The 16,093-nt window shown below is 65.7% G+C and carries 18 protein-coding genes and 1 tRNA gene; 13 read left to right on the forward strand and 6 right to left on the reverse strand.

Features of this window, described 5'->3' with window-relative positions; translation table 11 throughout:
* Nucleotides 1-199: 199 nt before the first annotated feature.
* Together FSB78_RS15610 and FSB78_RS15615 are read right to left on the reverse strand one after the other, a co-directional pair.
* Nucleotides 200-892 carry an RlmE family RNA methyltransferase gene (locus tag FSB78_RS15610; RefSeq protein ID WP_147083485.1) on the reverse strand — a complete coding sequence of 231 codons (693 nt, stop codon included), beginning with the start codon at nt 890-892 and terminating at the stop codon, nt 200-202.
* Nucleotides 889-1,908: a Ppx/GppA phosphatase family protein gene (locus FSB78_RS15615; protein ID WP_147083486.1), complete on the reverse strand. Its 1,020-nt coding sequence runs from the start codon at nt 1,906-1,908 to the stop codon at nt 889-891. Before FSB78_RS15615 ends, FSB78_RS15610 begins: the two co-directional genes overlap by 4 nt.
* Before the next feature lie 182 nt (nt 1,909-2,090).
* Here FSB78_RS15615 and FSB78_RS15620 point away from each other — a divergent pair.
* Nucleotides 2,091-2,164 (forward strand) — tRNA-Gln (locus tag FSB78_RS15620).
* A gap of 191 nt (nt 2,165-2,355) precedes the next feature.
* Here FSB78_RS15620 and FSB78_RS15625 read toward each other — a convergent pair.
* The gene (locus tag FSB78_RS15625; RefSeq protein WP_147083487.1) at nt 2,356-3,222 is read right to left on the reverse strand and encodes a LysR substrate-binding domain-containing protein; all 867 of its coding nucleotides are present in this window, start codon (nt 3,220-3,222) and stop codon (nt 2,356-2,358) included.
* 73 nt (nt 3,223-3,295) lie between these two features.
* Here FSB78_RS15625 and FSB78_RS15630 point away from each other — a divergent pair, with 73 nt between their 5' ends.
* The 4 genes from FSB78_RS15630 to FSB78_RS15645 all read left to right on the forward strand — a co-directional run bounded on the left by FSB78_RS15630 (nt 3,296) and on the right by FSB78_RS15645 (nt 6,881).
* Nucleotides 3,296-4,759 carry an NAD-dependent succinate-semialdehyde dehydrogenase gene (locus tag FSB78_RS15630; RefSeq protein ID WP_242008341.1) on the forward strand — a complete coding sequence of 488 codons (1,464 nt, stop codon included), beginning with the start codon at nt 3,296-3,298 and terminating at the stop codon, nt 4,757-4,759.
* Between the two features lie 199 nt (nt 4,760-4,958).
* Nucleotides 4,959-6,035, forward strand: a complete 1,077-nt coding sequence (locus tag FSB78_RS15635) for a catalase family peroxidase (RefSeq protein ID WP_147083488.1) — start codon at nt 4,959-4,961, stop codon at nt 6,033-6,035.
* The gene (locus FSB78_RS15640; protein ID WP_147083489.1) at nt 6,032-6,559 is read left to right on the forward strand and encodes a cytochrome b; all 528 of its coding nucleotides are present in this window, start codon (nt 6,032-6,034) and stop codon (nt 6,557-6,559) included. The genes FSB78_RS15635 and FSB78_RS15640 overlap by 4 nt, the downstream gene beginning before the upstream one ends.
* Nucleotides 6,560-6,608: 49 nt before the next feature.
* On the forward strand, nt 6,609-6,881 hold the full coding sequence (locus tag FSB78_RS15645; RefSeq protein ID WP_147083490.1) for a hypothetical protein: 273 nt from the start codon (nt 6,609-6,611) through the stop codon (nt 6,879-6,881).
* On the opposite strand, the gene FSB78_RS15650 is transcribed toward FSB78_RS15645, so the two are convergent.
* Nucleotides 6,868-7,458 (reverse strand): class I SAM-dependent methyltransferase, encoded by a 591-nt coding sequence (locus FSB78_RS15650; RefSeq protein WP_147083491.1) that lies wholly within the window; start codon nt 7,456-7,458, stop codon nt 6,868-6,870. The genes FSB78_RS15645 and FSB78_RS15650 overlap by 14 nt on opposite strands.
* A gap of 453 nt (nt 7,459-7,911) precedes the next feature.
* Here FSB78_RS15650 and FSB78_RS15655 point away from each other — a divergent pair, with 453 nt between their 5' ends.
* Both FSB78_RS15655 and bla read left to right on the forward strand, forming a co-directional pair.
* Nucleotides 7,912-8,220: a hypothetical protein gene (locus tag FSB78_RS15655; protein ID WP_147083492.1), complete on the forward strand. Its 309-nt coding sequence runs from the start codon at nt 7,912-7,914 to the stop codon at nt 8,218-8,220.
* Nucleotides 8,221-8,355: 135 nt separating this feature from the next.
* Complete coding sequence (gene bla, locus FSB78_RS15660) at nt 8,356-9,228, forward strand: class A beta-lactamase (RefSeq protein WP_242008343.1); 873 nt, start codon at nt 8,356-8,358, stop codon at nt 9,226-9,228.
* Between the two features lie 86 nt (nt 9,229-9,314).
* Here the strand turns inward: bla and FSB78_RS15665 are convergent, their stop codons facing one another.
* Complete coding sequence (locus tag FSB78_RS15665; protein ID WP_147083493.1) at nt 9,315-10,694, reverse strand: sensor histidine kinase; 1,380 nt, start codon at nt 10,692-10,694, stop codon at nt 9,315-9,317.
* Complete coding sequence (locus tag FSB78_RS15670; RefSeq protein WP_147083494.1) at nt 10,691-11,365, reverse strand: response regulator transcription factor; 675 nt, start codon at nt 11,363-11,365, stop codon at nt 10,691-10,693. Before FSB78_RS15670 ends, FSB78_RS15665 begins: the two co-directional genes overlap by 4 nt.
* A gap of 37 nt (nt 11,366-11,402) precedes the next feature.
* Between FSB78_RS15670 and FSB78_RS15675 the strand changes: the two genes are divergently transcribed.
* The 6 genes from FSB78_RS15675 (at nt 11,403) to FSB78_RS15700 (ending at nt 16,055) form a co-directional block, all read left to right on the forward strand.
* Nucleotides 11,403-12,185, forward strand: a complete 783-nt coding sequence (locus FSB78_RS15675) for an outer membrane protein (RefSeq protein WP_147083495.1) — start codon at nt 11,403-11,405, stop codon at nt 12,183-12,185.
* A 288-nt stretch (nt 12,186-12,473) separates the two neighbouring features.
* A complete protein-coding gene (locus FSB78_RS15680) occupies nt 12,474-13,010 on the forward strand; it encodes a sigma-70 family RNA polymerase sigma factor (protein WP_147083496.1) in 537 nt (178 codons plus the stop codon).
* The gene (locus FSB78_RS15685) at nt 13,000-13,641 is read left to right on the forward strand and encodes an NrsF family protein (RefSeq protein WP_147083497.1); all 642 of its coding nucleotides are present in this window, start codon (nt 13,000-13,002) and stop codon (nt 13,639-13,641) included. Before FSB78_RS15680 ends, FSB78_RS15685 begins: the two co-directional genes overlap by 11 nt.
* Nucleotides 13,642-13,785: 144 nt before the next feature.
* Nucleotides 13,786-14,370: a DUF308 domain-containing protein gene (locus tag FSB78_RS15690; RefSeq protein WP_147083498.1), complete on the forward strand. Its 585-nt coding sequence runs from the start codon at nt 13,786-13,788 to the stop codon at nt 14,368-14,370.
* Nucleotides 14,371-14,451: 81 nt separating this feature from the next.
* Nucleotides 14,452-15,228, forward strand: coding sequence for an alpha/beta fold hydrolase (locus FSB78_RS15695; RefSeq protein WP_147083499.1), 777 nt, complete (start codon nt 14,452-14,454; stop codon nt 15,226-15,228).
* A 71-nt stretch (nt 15,229-15,299) separates the two neighbouring features.
* On the forward strand, nt 15,300-16,055 hold the full coding sequence (locus FSB78_RS15700; RefSeq protein WP_147083500.1) for an alpha/beta hydrolase: 756 nt from the start codon (nt 15,300-15,302) through the stop codon (nt 16,053-16,055).
* Nucleotides 16,056-16,093 lie beyond the last annotated feature (38 nt).

Genomic DNA, 16,093 nt, shown 5'->3' on the forward strand with positions numbered 1-16,093 from the left:
TCGTGCTGAGCGAAGTCGAAGCACAGGACCCACGCGCAGGCCCTTCGACCTCGCTCAGGGCGAACGGGGGGGGTGGTGCGCCTCCACGTCTTGATACGTGATGCCGGACCTGGCCCGCCATCCACCGTCCCGCACGCTCTCAGGCCGATGGGTACGCGGCCCGGTGGACCCCGGACCAAGTCCGGAGTGACGAAGGGGTCTATTCCTCGTCGGTCTCGGTTGCCCGTGTCGACCGCCCCTTGAACCCCTGCGCCACCACGAACCATTCGACCGACCCCTTGCGGCTCGCCGGCGGCTTGGCGTGCTTCACGCTGGTGAAATTGCGTTTCATCTCGGCCACCAGCTGCGAATCCGCGCCGCCGGCGAACACCTTCGCGACGAACGCGCCGCCCGGCATCAGCACGTCGCAGGCGAAATCGAGCGCGGTCTCGACCAGCGCCATCGTCCGCAGCGCGTCGGTCTGCGGATGCCCCACGGTGTTCGCCGCCATATCGGACAGCACCAAGTCGGGGGCGCCGCCCAGCGCGTCGATCAGCTTCCCCGGCGCGGCATCGTCGAGGAAATCCATTTCCAGGATCGTCACGCCGTCGATCGGGTCGACCGGCAGCAGGTCGATGCCGACGACCGCAGCGTTCGGCAACCGGCGGCGCAGCACCTGCGCCCAGCCGCCGGGCGCCAGCCCCAGATCGACGACGCGCTTCTTGCCGCGCAGGAACGCGAACCGCTCGTCCAGTTCGCTCAGCTTGTACGCCGCGCGGCTGCGAAAGCCGTCGGCCTTGGCGCGCTTGACATAGGGGTCGTTCAACTGCCGCTCGAGCCACCGCGTCGACTGCGCCGTGCGCTTGCGCGCGGTCAGGACGCGGGTATGCCCGCCGGATCCTCCGCGGCTCATGGCTTCTGTGCCCCCATCAGGCGGCGAAGGATGCCTTCGCGGATCCCGCGATCGGCAATGCCGATGCGTTCGGCTGGCCACACGTCCATGATCGTCTCCAATATCGCGCAGCCCGCGACCACCAGGTCGGCGCGCTCGTTGCCGATGCACGGCAGCTTCGCCCGTTGCTCGATCGCCATGTGCGACAGATCGGCGCTGATCTTGCGCATTGCGGATGCCGGTACGATCAGCCCGTCGACGACGGAGCGATCATAATGGCTCAGTCCCAGATGCACGCTGCCGAGCGTCGTGACCGTACCGCTGGTCCCCAGCAGCCGCGGGCATGCGACGTCGCGCGGCAGACGCCCGGCGAAGCCCGCAAAGCTGTCCGCGACGATCCTGCGCATCCGCGCGTAAGCCTCGCGCCGTCCGGCCTCGCCCTCGCCGCCTCCGGCATGCTCGGTCAGCGACACGACGCCCCATGGCGCCGAATGCCAGTCGAGCACGGTCGGAACCGGCGTCGAGGTATCGACCAGCACCAGTTCGGTCGATCCGCCGCCGATGTCGAAGACCAGCGCCGGATCCTCGCCCGGCTCGATCAGCGCATGGCACCCTAGCACCGCAAGCCTGGCCTCCTCCTCCGCCGAGATGATGTCGAGATGGATGCCGGTCTCCTCGAACGCGCGCGCGATGAACGCGGCACCGTTGCTGGCCCGGCGACACGCCTCGGTCGCCACCGATCGGGCGAGCGTGACGTTGCGGCGCTTGAGCTTTTCCGAACACACCCGCAACGCGGCGATCGTGCGTTCGATCGCGGCGTCGCTCAGCTGCCCCGTTGCCGCCAGCCCCTCGCCCAGCCGGACGATTCGCGAAAACGCATCGACGACCGCGAACCCGCCATTTTGCGGCCGCGCGATCAGCAACCTGCAATTATTGGTACCCAGATCGAGCGCGGCAAACGCCTGCGCATCGGACCAACGGCCACGGGAGGGCCGGGTCGCAACCGGACGGGCAGGAACTCCCTGCCGGTACGGCATTCGGGCGGAACCATCCCCCATCGCCGTAAGACTCGCTATATGATCTGCCGTCGCGGGACGATACCCGCTCGGTGCTTGCACCCAACGTAGCGCAGCACCCGGGTCAGGACAAGGTAAGCACCCAACAAGGCACGCAAGACGTTGACAGCGCCCGACCCGCCGCCTAGATCGCCCATCGCTGATGCCCCGTCGTCTAATGGTAAGACTGCGGTTTCTGATACCGCCTATTGAGGTTCGAATCCTCACGGGGCATCCAGCGTTCCGCGCTGTGATGACAAGCGCAGCCTTTCGTACAGCGTGGTCGAATTCAGTGCCTTGGGCGATCTGACGGTCGCGTCCGCGAGGCGAATGCTGCACGAGGGTTGCCTTCATCGGCACGGTCGCTTGATGGCCCAGGCCGGCGAACCTCATGACCCGCAGGAAGAGGTGTCCCCCTCTAGAGCGTCGCTAAGACGTCAGGAATGTTCGAAGCTGGGCGACGAGCCTTTCCTTGCGCCCGGCACGGTCGGATACGAGGTAATACGTCACGTCCTCCTGATCGACCTCCACCGGAAGAGGAACCACCAGACTGCCGTTCGCAAGCTCCGTCGAGACGAGGACGCGTTGCGCCAGCGCGACGCCCTGCCCTTCGATGGCCGCTTGATAGGCAAGTGCCGAGCTTTCGAGTTCGCGTCGGTGGGGAAGCCGCCCGAGATCGATCTCAGCGGCCTTGCACCACAGCCCCCAGTCGTCCGGACGCGCGCGCACCAGCAAAATGGTCTGTTCGGCCAGCCATGCCGCATCGGCGGGACGGCTGGGACGGATCAGGGACGGATGACATACCGGCACGAGAACGTTGGAGACCAACCGTGTGCAGCGATAGTGCGGCCAGTTGCCGTCGCCCAGCCGGATCCCGGCGTCGAAGTCCCCAAGATCGCTCCATTCTGACACCGTCGTCAGTCGGACATCAATCTCGGGATGGGCAAGTTGCAGCTGCGTGAGGCGGGGAATCAGCCACCGCGTAGCGAACGTCGTATAGGAGCGCAGGCGCAGGACCGATCGTCCCGCGGAGCCGTGCAGCTGCCCGCTCGCCTGGCGTAGCCCTTCGAAATGCGCGGTCACTCGCTCGAAATAGGTCGCGCCCGCGGCTGTCAGGGCAAGGCCGCGACCTTGCCGGACGAAGAGCGTGAGGCCGAAATGCTCTTCGATCTGTCGAAGCTGGTGGCTCACGGCGCCCGCGGTCACGCGCATCTCCTCGGCGGCCGCCTTCACGCTCCCCGTCCGCGCCACGCTCTCGAAGGCCCGCAGGCCGTTCAGGGGAGGCAGATCTCTCAATGCTCAAAATACCTCAATTGTTGAGCAGGATTACTCGATTGTCCGGCATGGTCCAAGCACTGACATGGGGGTCGTGCCGCTGAGAGCGTTCCCGGACGATTTCACTGCATCGAAGCCCGGGACGTTCGACACGCCGGGCGAACATGAGGAATACAGCATGATCAAGGTCTTCAATCCAGCCGACGGCTCGGTCGTCGGCGAAGCGCCCGAGTTGAGCGATGCCGAGGTGCAGGCCGCGGTCGATCGCACCTGTGAGGCGTTCCCAGCCTGGTCGCGCCGCCTGGCGAAGGAGCGGGGCGACCTGCTGCGTCGCTGGTTCGAACTCGTTCGCGACGACAGGCGCGCCTTTGCCGAAATCATGGTCAAGGAGAACGGCAAGTGCCTGACCGAGGCTCTCGGCGAGATCGATTACGGGCTCGGCTTCGTCGAATGGTATGCCGAGGAAGCCAAGCGCGTCTACGGCGACACGATCCCCAGCCACGCGCTCAACGCGCAAGTGCTCGTGACCAAGGAGCCGGTCGGGCCGACGGCGGCGATCACCCCGTGGAACTTCCCGTTCATGATGATCACGCGGAAGGTCGCAACGGCGCTCGCGGCAGGCTGTACCATGATCATCAAGCCGTCGGAGGAAACGCCGCTGACCGCGTACAAGCTGCTGGACTATGCCCGTAAGGCCGGCATTCCCGAAGGCGTGTTCGAAATGGTCACGGGCAACCCGAAGGCGATCGGCGAAGCCTTCACGAACGAACCGCGCATCCAGAAGATCTCGTTCACGGGATCGACCAACGTCGGCAAGCTGCTCGCGCGCAACAGCGCGGACAGCTTGAAGAAGATGACGTTGGAGCTCGGCGGCAACGCGCCGTTCATCGTTTTCGACGACGTCGATCTGGACATTGCGGTCCAGGGGCTGGTCTCGGCCAAGCTGCGCAATTCGGGGCAGGTCTGCATCTCGCCGAACCGCGTGTACGTGCAGAGCGGCGTCTACGAGCCGTTCATCGAAAAGCTCAGGGACGCGGTAGCGAAGATCCGTATCGACCAGGGGCTGCAGGACGAGTTCGTCGTCGGGCCGCTGATCAACCAGTCCGGCCTCAACAAGGTCATCGCGCTGGTCAAGGACGCGACCGACAAGGGCGCCCGCGTCGTGCTCGGCGGTGAACTCGCCGAACAGGGAGGCCTATTCTACAAGCCGACCATCCTCGCCGACACGACCGACGACATGCAGCTCGCATCGACCGAGATCTTCGGCCCGGTCTTCGCGATGTATCGCTTCGACAGCGAGGACGAGGTGGTCGCCCGTGCGAACGACTCCGAATACGGGCTCGTAGCGTACGCATACACGCGGGATCTCGGTCGTGCCTTCCGGCTCTCGCGCAACATCGAGGCTGGCATGGTGATCCTCAATTCGGGGTCGGTCGGCACCGCGTCGGTGCCGTTCGGTGGCATCAAGCAGTCGGGCTATGGCCGCGAAGGCAGCTATTACGGCATCGAGGAATACGTCCACGTCAAATACGTGCTGATGGCCGGTCTCGATCAATGAAACGCCGCGCGGGAGCGGCGGTACGTCGCTCCCGCGGTGGGGCTGCCTGCAACGGCGCGTGGCAGTCCGGAACGCTCGCGACCGACGTTCGAAACACCGACCGCCGGCCGCCCCATCGGGAGGATATCGGTATGCCTGTAGCCTCTCTCTGGCCTAGGCGAGCTCGAGGCCGGTACATGAGCGCAGCATCGGAGCAAGTATGACGGATCCATCTGCCAGAACGCCACAATTCCTGATTATCGGCGCGATCGTCGGCGCGATCCTGGTGCTGTTCGCATGGGTCGGCGGCTTTCTGAGTCCCACGCGGATCAGCGGCGGCAAGCTGGCCGACACGCTGCAGGCCAGCAGCAGTCAACCGCATCCCGGCTTCCGCCGCGCCCACGCCAAGGGGTTGTGCGTCTCGGGCCGTTTCACAGCAACCGGCGCGGGCGCAGCGCTGACCAGCGCAAGCCTTCTCGAGGCCGGTACGCTGCCAGTGATCGGACGCTTCTCGACGAACGCCGGCGATCCGGCCGCGCCTGACGCGAAGGCGGTGTTCCATGCTCTCAGCCTGCGTCTTGCCGGATCGGGCGGGTCTGAATGGCGGATGGCGATGGATCACACGCCGATCTTCATCGTGTCCAACGCCACCGATTTCGTCGCCCTGCAGAAGACCGGTCGGCCGGACCCGAAGACCGGCAAGCCCGACCCGGCAGCGATGCCGGCGTTCGTCGCCAGCCATCCCGAGACGGCCCGGTTTCTCGCCTATGTGAAATCCGCGCCGGTGCCCGCGAACTTCGCCGTCGGGACATACCACAGCATCAACGCCTTCCGCTTCACCACTGCGGACGGCAGGGCCAGCATGGTGCGCTGGCAGTTCGAGCCCGAGACGCCATTCGTTGCTCTCGACCCCAAGGCACCGCCCCCGTCGCGCGATGCATTGTTCGACGATCTGCGCACGCGAATGGCGTCCGGTCCGTCCGGTTGGCGGATGATCCTGATCCCGGCCAATCCCGGCGACCGCACCGACAATGCGACGATCGCGTGGACCGGTCCGCATCGCCGCATCGACGCGGGCGAACTGGTGCTCGATCATGTCGCCAGCGAGGAGACCGGCGGCTGCCGCGATTTCAACTTCGATCCGATGATCCTGCCTCCGGGTGTCGCTGCGGGCGACGATCCGCTGCCCGCCGTGCGCTCCGCAGCCTATTCCGCCTCGTTCAGACGGCGGGCGCTCGAAGGGCCGCGGCCCTCCCCTCTCTCTATCGCCGCCGCCAAGGAAGGGACCGTCCGATGAGCGCACCGTCCCGCTTCGCACTGCCGGCCCGTATGCTCCACTGGTCGATGGCGGTCGCGATCTTCGCCATGTTGCTGATCGGGGTGGGCATGGTCTCGACGTCCAGCGGCCGTTACGACGCGCTGCTCGCCTGGCACCGGCCGATCGGCATCGCCGTCCTGGTACTGGCACTGATCCGGCTTGCAGTCCGCTTCACGCACCGGGCACCATCGCTACCCGCCGATCTGCCGCCCGCACAGGCATTCGCCGCAAAGGCCTCGCACTGGTTGCTCTACGCCACGATGGTCGCGCTGCCGTTGATCGGCTGGGCCATGCAGTCGGCGGGCGGGTATCCGGTCGAAATATGGAAGGGCCTCGTGCTCCCCCCGATCCTGCCGCACGACATCGTGACCTACGGACTCCTGCGCCGCGCGCACGGCGTGATCGCGTACCTCTTCTTCGCACTCATCCTCGCTCACCTTGCGGCGGCGCTCTATCACGGCCTGGTGCGGCGCGATGGCGTACTGCGTAGCATGACCGGCTGATGGCGGGCGGTTCCCGACGGATCGGTGCAACGTCGGCGAGGACGGCAGCATGAGCGCGCTGCCGAAGACTTGGTTGCCGATCTCCGATATGCCCGGGGCGATGCGGGACGGGCGGTTGCTCATGCTGCTGCATGGCGGTCGGCAGGTGGTAGCATCCTGGTCCCGCGAACCACCGACCGACAAAGGCTTCTGGTGGAACGGCGAGGTCTCGGAAGAGACTGGTCGCAAGTGCCGGGTCGAAAATCCGACCTGCTGGTCCGAGATCGACCTGGATGCCTACAGGGACCATCACCGAGAACTGATTAGGGTCAGGGGCGCTTGAAGACGTAGACGAACTGGTCGGTGTGCCCCCTGATGGGACCTTCGAAGACCGTCGCGGTGTGCGGGTCGGCAGGGTTGCGCAGGACATCGCTCACAGCGACGAGCCGGAAGCCCGCCCTGGCGGCGTCGGCTTTCACTCTCTCGGGGTCGATGCGGTGTGTGGTGTCGGTCGATCGGAGCCCCGAGCCGGCCGGCGCTACGTGATCGATGACGACGAACCGGCCGCCCGGTTTGAGAGATTGAAACACGGCTCTGTTGAACGCGGCGACGTCGGCCGGCCCCATGAAGCGGTCGTAGAGATCATGATAGTTCTGGCGAATCCAGACGATATCGGCCCTGGTCGGCAGGCTGAACCTGTTCGGATGCGAGACCACGACCGTCACGTTGTCGTGTCCGGGCAGCGACTTCGAGCCGGACGGCGGCGTCACGATCTTGTCGTCCTTGTCGCCTTCGACGAAATGGACCGCGTAGACCTTGCCCGTCGAGCCGACGAGCGTGGAGAACAGCCGATCCCAATAGTCACCGGGCCAGATATCGGCGATGGTCGCGCCGGGACGAAGATCGAGAAGGGCGAGCAATTCCGCGGGATGGCGCGGGGCATCCTTCGCGCGATCGGCGCTTGGCCTGGCTGGGTCACCGATCGCAGCCGCGACCGGGGTCTCGGTCCGCGACGTGGCCCGTGCGGGGCCCGCGGACAACAGCACCGCCGCGAGCGGGAGGACCCAACGATCCGATCTTCGTGTCACGGTGCGCCGCCCCCTGGATGTTCGATACCGATGTTCTGCTCCCGGGCGCGGTCGACATCATGATGTCTCGAAAGCCACGGAACTCGGACATCCGTAGCGGGAGAAACGACCCAGTCTCTATACCCGATAAATCGAACGATGGGTTCGGGTTATCGTGGATAGTCGCGACCGGCCGCAATCCATACCGCTTGCCGAATGAATGACGCGGTTACAGACGCTTCCCGTCGATCGACGATCGATGGCGTGTCGGTGCCCCACCAGCGGGCACCGGGAGCCGATGCGTGAATGATCCGCTTCCTCAAGAAAGCCGTGTTGATGATCGCAACGGCATCGGCACCGCCGACCTGCGCCACGCCCGATCCAGCATACCGCCGGCAACCAGGGCTTGCTGGTCCACCTTCCGAACACCGGCGCTGTCCTGATCTCCGGGGACTGGAGCCATCGAGCCGCCGCACGTCGCCCCCGACGACCGTCAGCGGCAAAACCCTGACGTCGATCGACCGCATACCGACCATCGGCCGCGACGCGCATGCCACTTTGGTGATCGAACACGATCCGCCGGCCTCTGCCGGTAAGCGGCACCGGGTCCGATGATCTGGAACGACGCCCAGGTTGCTCGGCTCGTCCTGTCGGGCGCTCGCTCGGCGCGGAGCGGCCGACAGATGCTTGCGTGGCCGCGGCGTTGCCATCACGCCAGCTGACATGGGCATGGGGGGAGACAGTTCGGCGATGCGATTCGACAATCGGAATCCAATCAATCGTCGGACCGTGCTCGTCGCCGGCGCCGCCGCGCTCGCAAGCCAGGCAATGCCGACGGCCGCTGCAATGGACGAGATCTCGGCGTTGGAGCGCCGTTATGGCGGCCGGCTGGGCGTCTTCGCATTGGATCTCGAGACCGGTCGCACGTTTGCACATCGCAAGGACCAACGCTTCAAACTGCAGAGCACCTTCAAGGGCCTTCTCGCTGCCCTGGTACTCGCCGACGTAAGCCGAGGAGCGGAGAAGCTCGACGGCATCGTCCACTTCGGCAAGGCAGACTTGTTGCCGGCCTCGCCTGTCACCGAGGACGCCGTGGCGCGTGGACAGATGACGGTCCGCGAACTCTGCGAGGCCATCATGTATCGCAGCGACAACACCGCGGCCAACCTGCTGATGACGCGCCGCGGCGGGCCCGATCGCCTGACGAGGTTCCTTCGGGGCCTCGGCGACGACGTTACGCGCACGGACAGTTACGAAGGGCACATGAACGGACGCCCGGCGGCGTTCGACACGACGAGCCCACAGGCCATCGTGAAGACCGTCCGGACCCTGCTTCTCGGCAGCGCGCTTCCGCCTTCCTCCCAACGACAGCTCGAAACCTGGATGGAGGGCAACGTCGTCGGACGCACGCGTCTCCGCGCGGCATTCCCGTCGGACTGGCGGTCGGGAGACCGGACGGGCACCGGTGACGGGGTCTGCAACGATTACGCGATCGCACGACGGCCAGGGCGCGCGCCCCTCGTCATGAGTGCCTATTACGCCGCGCCCGGGATGCGCCTTCTGGATCAGGAAGCCGTGATCCGTTCGGTGGGCCGTACCGTCGTGGAATGGCAAAAATTCTGATTGCTCCCGCCCGGGCCGGCTCGTCGCGATTGCGACACTCGCGGCGTTTCCGGCGGGTACGTCTTGCGATCGAACCGTCGATACCCTCATCCATCAGCGTCGATCAAAGCGTCCTGAGCTCGGTCGAAGCTCAGTCGGAAGGTCGCGCCGGGGCCGTTGCCGACTACCGCCGCCTTTCCACCGTGTGACGCCATGATCTCCTGGACGAGATGAAGTCCCAGTCCACAGCCGTCGCGGTCCCAACGCTCGCGATGAAACGGCTCGAAGATGCGCGTCCTCGCGTCAGGTGGGACCCCTGGGCCCTCATCCGAGACCTCTATGGCGCGGTCATCGGTCACGCGCACCTCGATGGTCCCCGCTGCGTCTCCATGGGCGATCGCGTTGCCGAGAAGATTTGAGACCGCACGCGTGATCGCGTGCCAGTCGCCCTCGACGATCGCGGTTTCCCGCTCCGCGCTGAACGCGATCTCATAGCCGCTCGACAACGCCAACGGCGCCACGTCTGCCGTGGCTTCGCGCGCGAGCGCGACCAGATCGACCGGCTCTCGCCGCCGTCCTGCGAGTGTCAGGCGTTCGACGTCCAGCATCTGCCCGACCATCTGGTTCAGACGGTACAGCGTGCGTTGAAGGTCCACCCTCCGCGGATCATCGGGGACCGTCTCGATCTGTGCGCTGAGCACGGCCAAGGGCGCGCGAAGTTCGTGCGCGACGTCCGCGATGAAGCGGCGGCGCTGGTCGAATACGTGCGAGAGCCTGTCCAGCACGGCGTTGAACGCGCGGACCAGCGGCAGGATCTCCTTGACCACCCGGTGTTCCGACAGCCGCCCGTCCAGATCGGACGGATCGAGGCGGCCCGCTGCCTTCGCGACCGGACGGACCGAGTAGAGCACGATCGGGATCGCGAACGGCGCGCCCGCCATCGAGGTCAGGCATATCAGGCCCAGACTTATGTAGAACTCCACATCGCGGAGAAAAAACCCGAGCATCCAGTCCATCGCCGTGACGGCCCCCGGCCGGACGCCCCCGACGAACAGCGTCACGCTACCACCCGGTCCTACGATCTCCCGGATTGAGAAGTCGGTCGTGCGATCCGGCGAATCGACCTTCCCGAGATCCGCCGTTTTGAACTGGATCGGGAGGGATCGGATGGCTGCCAAGGTTTGTGCGGGGGGGCGACCGAGGAGCAGCGTGGCGTTCCCGTTCGAATCCTGGCCCACGATCCAGAGCGGGGGACTACGGCGCGCTATTCCAAAGATCCGCGACCCCGGCTTGACCATGAGCCGGCCGCCGGCGCGTGTCAGATCATGGGTGAGCAGTTCGATGACCGACGAGGGCCCCGCGTTGGCAGCCGGTTGGCCAACCATCCACAGGGTCAGCAGCGCGAGAAGCATCAGGCTTACGGACACCGCGCCGAATGCGAACCCGAGCGCCAGCCGCCGAACCAGCGAGGGACGGAGCAGGCTCATGCCGCCCGCAAGATGTACCCGAGGCCTCGAACACCGTTGAGGATCACGCCCGCGCTGCCATCGACGAGCCGCTTGCGCAGGCGCGAGACATGGGCATCGAGCGCATTGGAACTGATATCGTCATCGAAGCTATAGACCTGCGCCTCGATGTGCTCGCGCATCACGACGCGCCCTGCCCGTCGCACGAGCGTTTCGAGAATTGCCAGTTCGCGTCTGGGCAACAGGAGCAGCGTTCCGCCGATCGAGGCTTCGAGTGATGCAAGGTCGAACGTGAGCCGTCCGATCGCCACTTTCTGCGCCAGATCTCCGCTCCCGTCCCGGCGCAGCAATACCCGAAGGCGCGCCAGGAGTTCGTCGAACGAATAGGGCTTGATCAGATAGTCCTCGGCACCCGCGTCGAGGCCGGCCACGCGATCGGGCACGTCCCCGAGCGCCGTCAGCATTATGACCGGCGGTGGGGCGGGACGCGTGCGGATGACCGGAAGCAGCGACAGGCCGTCGCCGTCGGGAAGCCGTCTGTCCAACAGGATCACCCGGTACTGCGCACTGATCACGGCCTCGATCGCCTCGCCGAGCGTACCGAAGCAGTCGACCACGAACCCTTCCAGGTTGAGCCGAGCGGTCACGGCCTCTGCGAGCTCGCGCTCATCCTCGATCAGCAAAATTCGCATGAAGTGTCCCCAAGGAAGTTCTCTTCGGTGAGGAAGGTTGCGCGAAGCTTACGCCCAACCGGCACCGCACGTAAGCTTCACACAACGCACGGTTCGTAATTCTCAGGATGTCGGCGCCGCAATGGCAGCCGGACGTTCGGAGGCGTCGATAGCGACCTTCGGGGTTGCGCCTGGCCCGTTATCAGGGCGGGTCGAAACAGTAAAAAGGGATATGGATATGAAGAGTCTAGCACTGGCTGCGGTCGCATTCGTCGTCGTCGCATCGCCCGCGATCGCGCAGACCGCGAAGGTCAGTGGTCCCCGCGTCGAGGCCAACGTCGGTTGGGATCGCGTCGTTCTGAAGGCGGATGGCGAGAGCGAAGGCAAGAGCGGCGTCACCTATGGCGGCGAAATCGGCTATGACGTCATGATCGGCTCGCGCGCCGTGCTCGGCGCTTACGCCGGCATTGACGGTGCCAGCACGAAGGACTGTGATTCCGACGGCACCCTGTCGGGTTGCGTCAAGGCAGGACGCAACCTCACCGCCGGGGCGCGCGTCGGCTATCTGGTCGGCCCGACCTCCCTCCTTTACGTCAAGGGCGGCTATTCGAACGGCCGCATCCAGGTCTCCGTTACCGAGACCGCGGCTCCGGCGTTCGCGTTCGATGATGGCGTCAACTTGCGGGGATTCCACGTCGGAGCCGGCGCCGAGGTCGGACTTGGGCATGGCCTGTATGGCAAGGCCGAATACAGCTACACCAACTACGAATCGTTCGAGTTCGTCGGAACGGTGAATCCCGATCGCCACCGGGTCGTGATTGGCGCCGGCTTCCGCTTCTGACGTCGCACTCGGTAGTTCCGTTCGACGACCGAGGTCCGACGACGGAACTACCACCGCGTCTTTCACAATATCCCGCAAACAGCCGTCCTCACGACGCGACCTTATCGAAGCTCGAGCGTCCCGATGAGCGGCAGGGTCCGCTGGGAAGCGGATTCCGGATATTTCTTCGGCAGATGTAACCTTTCTCCCATTGCGGGCGAATGACCAGGTATGTCTGTCCGGCCTCCCCTCTCATCGCTCAGGATCCTGTCGGGATCGGGCAAGCCGGGCTACCGCAATGACGATCACGTGACCCTCGCCGAAGACGAATGGGGCCGCCTGATGCGGGCGGCGCAGGACGGGAACGGCGGCGCTTATCGCCGCCTGCTCGCGGAGATCACCATCTGGCTGCGTCGATACTTCACGCGACGGCTGCCTCTGATCGTCGTCGACGATGCCGTGCAGGAAACCCTTATGGCGGTCCATCGCAACCGGCACACCTACAACCCGGACCATCCCTTCTCGCCCTGGCTGGGAGCGATCGCCAAACGCAAATGGGTCGACCAGCTGCGGACGCTCAAACGGCGCTCCACCGACGAACTCACCGATACCATCGCGACCCCCGATCATGAATCCTCGGTCACCAGCGCGTCGGTGCTGTCCAGCCTCATGAACGAGCTGCGACCGGCGCAGGCCAGGGTCATCGATCTCGTGAAATTGCAGGGCTGCACGATCGAAGACGCCTCCCGGGAGACGGGCCAGTCGGTGTCGGCCGTGAAGGTGAACATCCATCGCGGCATCGCCCGACTGGCCGCTTTGGTGATGAGGACGAACAATGTTGAATGACGTTTTCCTCGATGAGCTGGCCTCTAGCCTGACGCCGGTGCGGCGGCGGAGCGTGAGACGCGAAACCGGCATGCTCGTCGGCCTTGGGGCGCTCGAACTCGCTCTCTTCCTGGGCATCGGCGCGATGCGCCCGGACATGGGTCAGGCGATCGGCCTTCCCTTCATGTGGTGGAAGCTCGGCAGTCTCGCGTTGATCGTCGCGATCAGCGTCCATACCGCGGTTCGTTCGTTCTCGCCGACGGTCTCTCCGCGGCCCGGACTCATCCTTCTGACGGGCGTGATCGGGCTGGCTGCGATCATGGGAGCGGTTGTCAGCCCGGGACTCTCCGCTGGTGGCACCATCTTGGAGCGTCTGTCTCCAGCCCATGGCCTGGTCTGCATGGCCGCCATCGTCGTGCTTTCGCTTCCGATGCTGGGCATGCTCGCGATCCTCATGCGACGGGGCGCGTCGACCCATGCAGAGGGAAGCGCGCTGGCGGTCGGCGTCGCGGGCGGCAGCTGGGGGGCATTCGTCTTTGCCTTCTGCTGCCCTGCCAATGATCCGCTCTACGTACTCATCTGGTACTGCGCGGGATGTGCGGCCGTCACGCTCACGTCGCGGCTGATATTGCCGAAGTATTCGACCCTGTAACCCAACGCCGACAGGCAACCCTCTCCTCCATATCGCAGACGGCCAGCCTATCCGCTGTGCCGGGCGACGCCGCACGTCCGTGGCGCCGTATTCACAGCCACGTCCGGCCTCTCACCAGGCCATCAAGACAAGAAGGAACCACCCATGCTCACGGCGTTCAAACAGTCCAGCAGCGACCCGCGCTGGCTGGCGCGATATTACGGTACGCGCGCATTGTTCTCGGTGGCGTGGGTGGCGGCGGCCTTCGCGGCGGGAAAGACTCCGTCCCCGCTGACGAGCGCACTTCTCGTGGCCTACCCGGCATGGGACGCGCTCGCGAACCTGTACGACGCCCGTCGCAACGGCGGCCTCGCAGCCAACCCGACCCAGGCGTTCAACGCCGTCGTCAGCGCAGCCGTGACCGTTGCAGTCGTGGTCACGATGCGGACCAACATCCACGCTGTCTTCGCCGTGTTCGGCATCTGGGCGACGCTGTCGGGCCTGCTTCAGCTGGCGACCGGCATTCGACGGTGGCGCAGCGTCGGCGCCCAGTGGCCGATGATCCTCAGCGGTGCGCAGTCCGGTCTGGCAGGCGTGTTCTTCGTCAAGCAGGCGGCCGACGGGGTGATCGTGCCGAGCGCGGCCGACATCGCACCCTATGCGGCGTTCGGCGCACTCTACTTTGCGATGTCGGCGATCGTGCTGGCCATATCCTCGCACCGAGCGACCCGCCCCGCACGGACCGCGTAGCGGCTCGGAGACCAGCAACACGACCTCGAATTCAACGCCGGGCTCCGTCGTCGGCGGAGCCGCCAACCGGGAATTGTGACCATGCAGATCGATCGCCGCACCTTTTCGTCCTCGCTCCTCGCCGGTGCCGTAACGGCGCTCGCTCCAGGGGCGGCACGGGCCGCCATCGCCGCTCCTTCCAGGTCGAGGAACGTGGTCCTCGTCCACGGCCTCTACGCCGACGGTTCGTCCTGGTCGGAGGTCATTCCCCATCTTCTGGCGCACGGCCTGAACGTCACCGCGGTCCAGCAGCCGCTCACCACGCTGCCGGATGCGGTCGCGGCCTGCCAAAGGGTACTGGCACGGCAGGACGGTCCGACCATCCTCGCCGCGCACTCGTTCGGGGGAGCGGTTGCGACCGAAGCCGGCATGGCGCCGAACGTCTCGGCGCTGGTCTACGTCGCCGCGCGCGCGCCCGATGCCGGCGAGAACTTCCCCGACCTCGCGAAAGGGTTTCCATCGACACCAGCGTCGGCAGGCGTGGTGTTCGATGGGGATGAGGGGCGGCTCGGCAAGGAGTCCTTCCTTCGCGATTTCGCGCCCGATCTGCCACGCAGCAAGGCCGAGGTGCTCTATGCGGTGCAATGGCCGTTCAACAAGGCGCTGATGGCGGGACGACCGCAGCAGGCGGCCTGGAGGACCAAGCCCTCCTACTATGCGGTGTCGACGCAGGACCGGGTGATCAATCCCGATCTCCAGCGGTTCATGGCGAAGCGCATCAAGGCGGAGACGATCGAACTGCCCGCCAGCCACGTCTCGCTGCTCTCGCACCCCCGGGCGATCGCGAACCTCATCATCAAGGCCGCCGCCGAGCATTGACGTTGGCGCTCCCGACTTAGCCGACCACGGATCCCCGATTTTTCAGAACGCGTCGAACCAAGGACATACTCATGATCAGCCAGCTCTTCACGTCGTTTGCAGCGATCTCCGTCGCCCTCTGCGCAAGCTCCGCCGCCGAGGCCGCCCCGGCGAAGAACATCGTTCTCGTGCACGGTGCCTATGCCGATGGCTCGGGATGGAAGGCCGTCAGCGACATCCTGACGCGGGATGGGTACCGCGTGAGCATCGTTCAGGAACCCGAAACCTCGCTGGAAGACGATGTCGCGGCCACCAGGCGGATCCTGGCGCTGCAGGACGGACCGACCATACTCGTCGGTCACAGCTATGGCGGCGTGGTGATCAGCGACGCCGGCAACGATCCCAAGGTGCAGGGACTGGTCTATATCGCCGCGCTCATGCCCGATGCCGGTGAGCTTCTCCGTACGCTGAGCAGCCGCCTGCCGCCCGCCACGAACAACGTCGTCTCGATCGGCGACGGCTTCCAGATCCTCGACCCCAAGACCTTCGCACAGGACTTCGCCGCCGATCTTCCTGCCGATCAGGCCGCCTATATGGCGATTTCGCAGGTACCGATCGCGATCAAGGGGTTCGCCACGCCGATCGCCAAGGCCGCCTGGCGCAGCAAGCCCAGCTGGTTCGCGGTCGCGACGGAGGATCGCAAGATCAATCCCGATCTCGAGCGCTTCATGGCGAAGCGCGCCGGTAGCAAGACGGTGGAGATCAAGGGCAGCCACGCCGTCTATGCGTCTCAACCTCGGGCGGTGGCAAAGCTGATCGAGGATGCGGCAACGCACAGCGGCGGCTGAACGCGACGCTGACGGATCGACCGGCAGCATGCCCGATC

The sequence above is a fragment of the Sphingomonas ginsenosidivorax genome (assembly GCF_007995065.1).
Classification (GTDB): Bacteria; Pseudomonadota; Alphaproteobacteria; order Sphingomonadales; family Sphingomonadaceae; genus Sphingomonas; species Sphingomonas ginsenosidivorax.

Coding starts and splice junctions, on each gene's coding strand:
- FSB78_RS15610 (WP_147083485.1), bottom strand. CDS start 892: ATGAGCCGCGGAGGATCCGGCGGGCATACCCGCGTCCTGACCGCGCGC.
- FSB78_RS15615 (WP_147083486.1), bottom strand. CDS start 1,908: ATGCCGTACCGGCAGGGAGTTCCTGCCCGTCCGGTTGCGACCCGGCCC.
- FSB78_RS15635 (WP_147083488.1), top strand. CDS start 4,959: ATGACGGATCCATCTGCCAGAACGCCACAATTCCTGATTATCGGCGCG.
- FSB78_RS15640 (WP_147083489.1), top strand. CDS start 6,032: ATGAGCGCACCGTCCCGCTTCGCACTGCCGGCCCGTATGCTCCACTGG.
- FSB78_RS15645 (WP_147083490.1), top strand. CDS start 6,609: ATGAGCGCGCTGCCGAAGACTTGGTTGCCGATCTCCGATATGCCCGGG.
- FSB78_RS15655 (WP_147083492.1), top strand. CDS start 7,912: ATGATCCGCTTCCTCAAGAAAGCCGTGTTGATGATCGCAACGGCATCG.
- bla (WP_242008343.1), top strand. CDS start 8,356: ATGCGATTCGACAATCGGAATCCAATCAATCGTCGGACCGTGCTCGTC.
- FSB78_RS15665 (WP_147083493.1), bottom strand. CDS start 10,694: ATGAGCCTGCTCCGTCCCTCGCTGGTTCGGCGGCTGGCGCTCGGGTTC.
- FSB78_RS15670 (WP_147083494.1), bottom strand. CDS start 11,365: ATGCGAATTTTGCTGATCGAGGATGAGCGCGAGCTCGCAGAGGCCGTG.
- FSB78_RS15685 (WP_147083497.1), top strand. CDS start 13,000: ATGTTGAATGACGTTTTCCTCGATGAGCTGGCCTCTAGCCTGACGCCG.
- FSB78_RS15690 (WP_147083498.1), top strand. CDS start 13,786: ATGCTCACGGCGTTCAAACAGTCCAGCAGCGACCCGCGCTGGCTGGCG.
- FSB78_RS15695 (WP_147083499.1), top strand. CDS start 14,452: ATGCAGATCGATCGCCGCACCTTTTCGTCCTCGCTCCTCGCCGGTGCC.
- FSB78_RS15700 (WP_147083500.1), top strand. CDS start 15,300: ATGATCAGCCAGCTCTTCACGTCGTTTGCAGCGATCTCCGTCGCCCTC.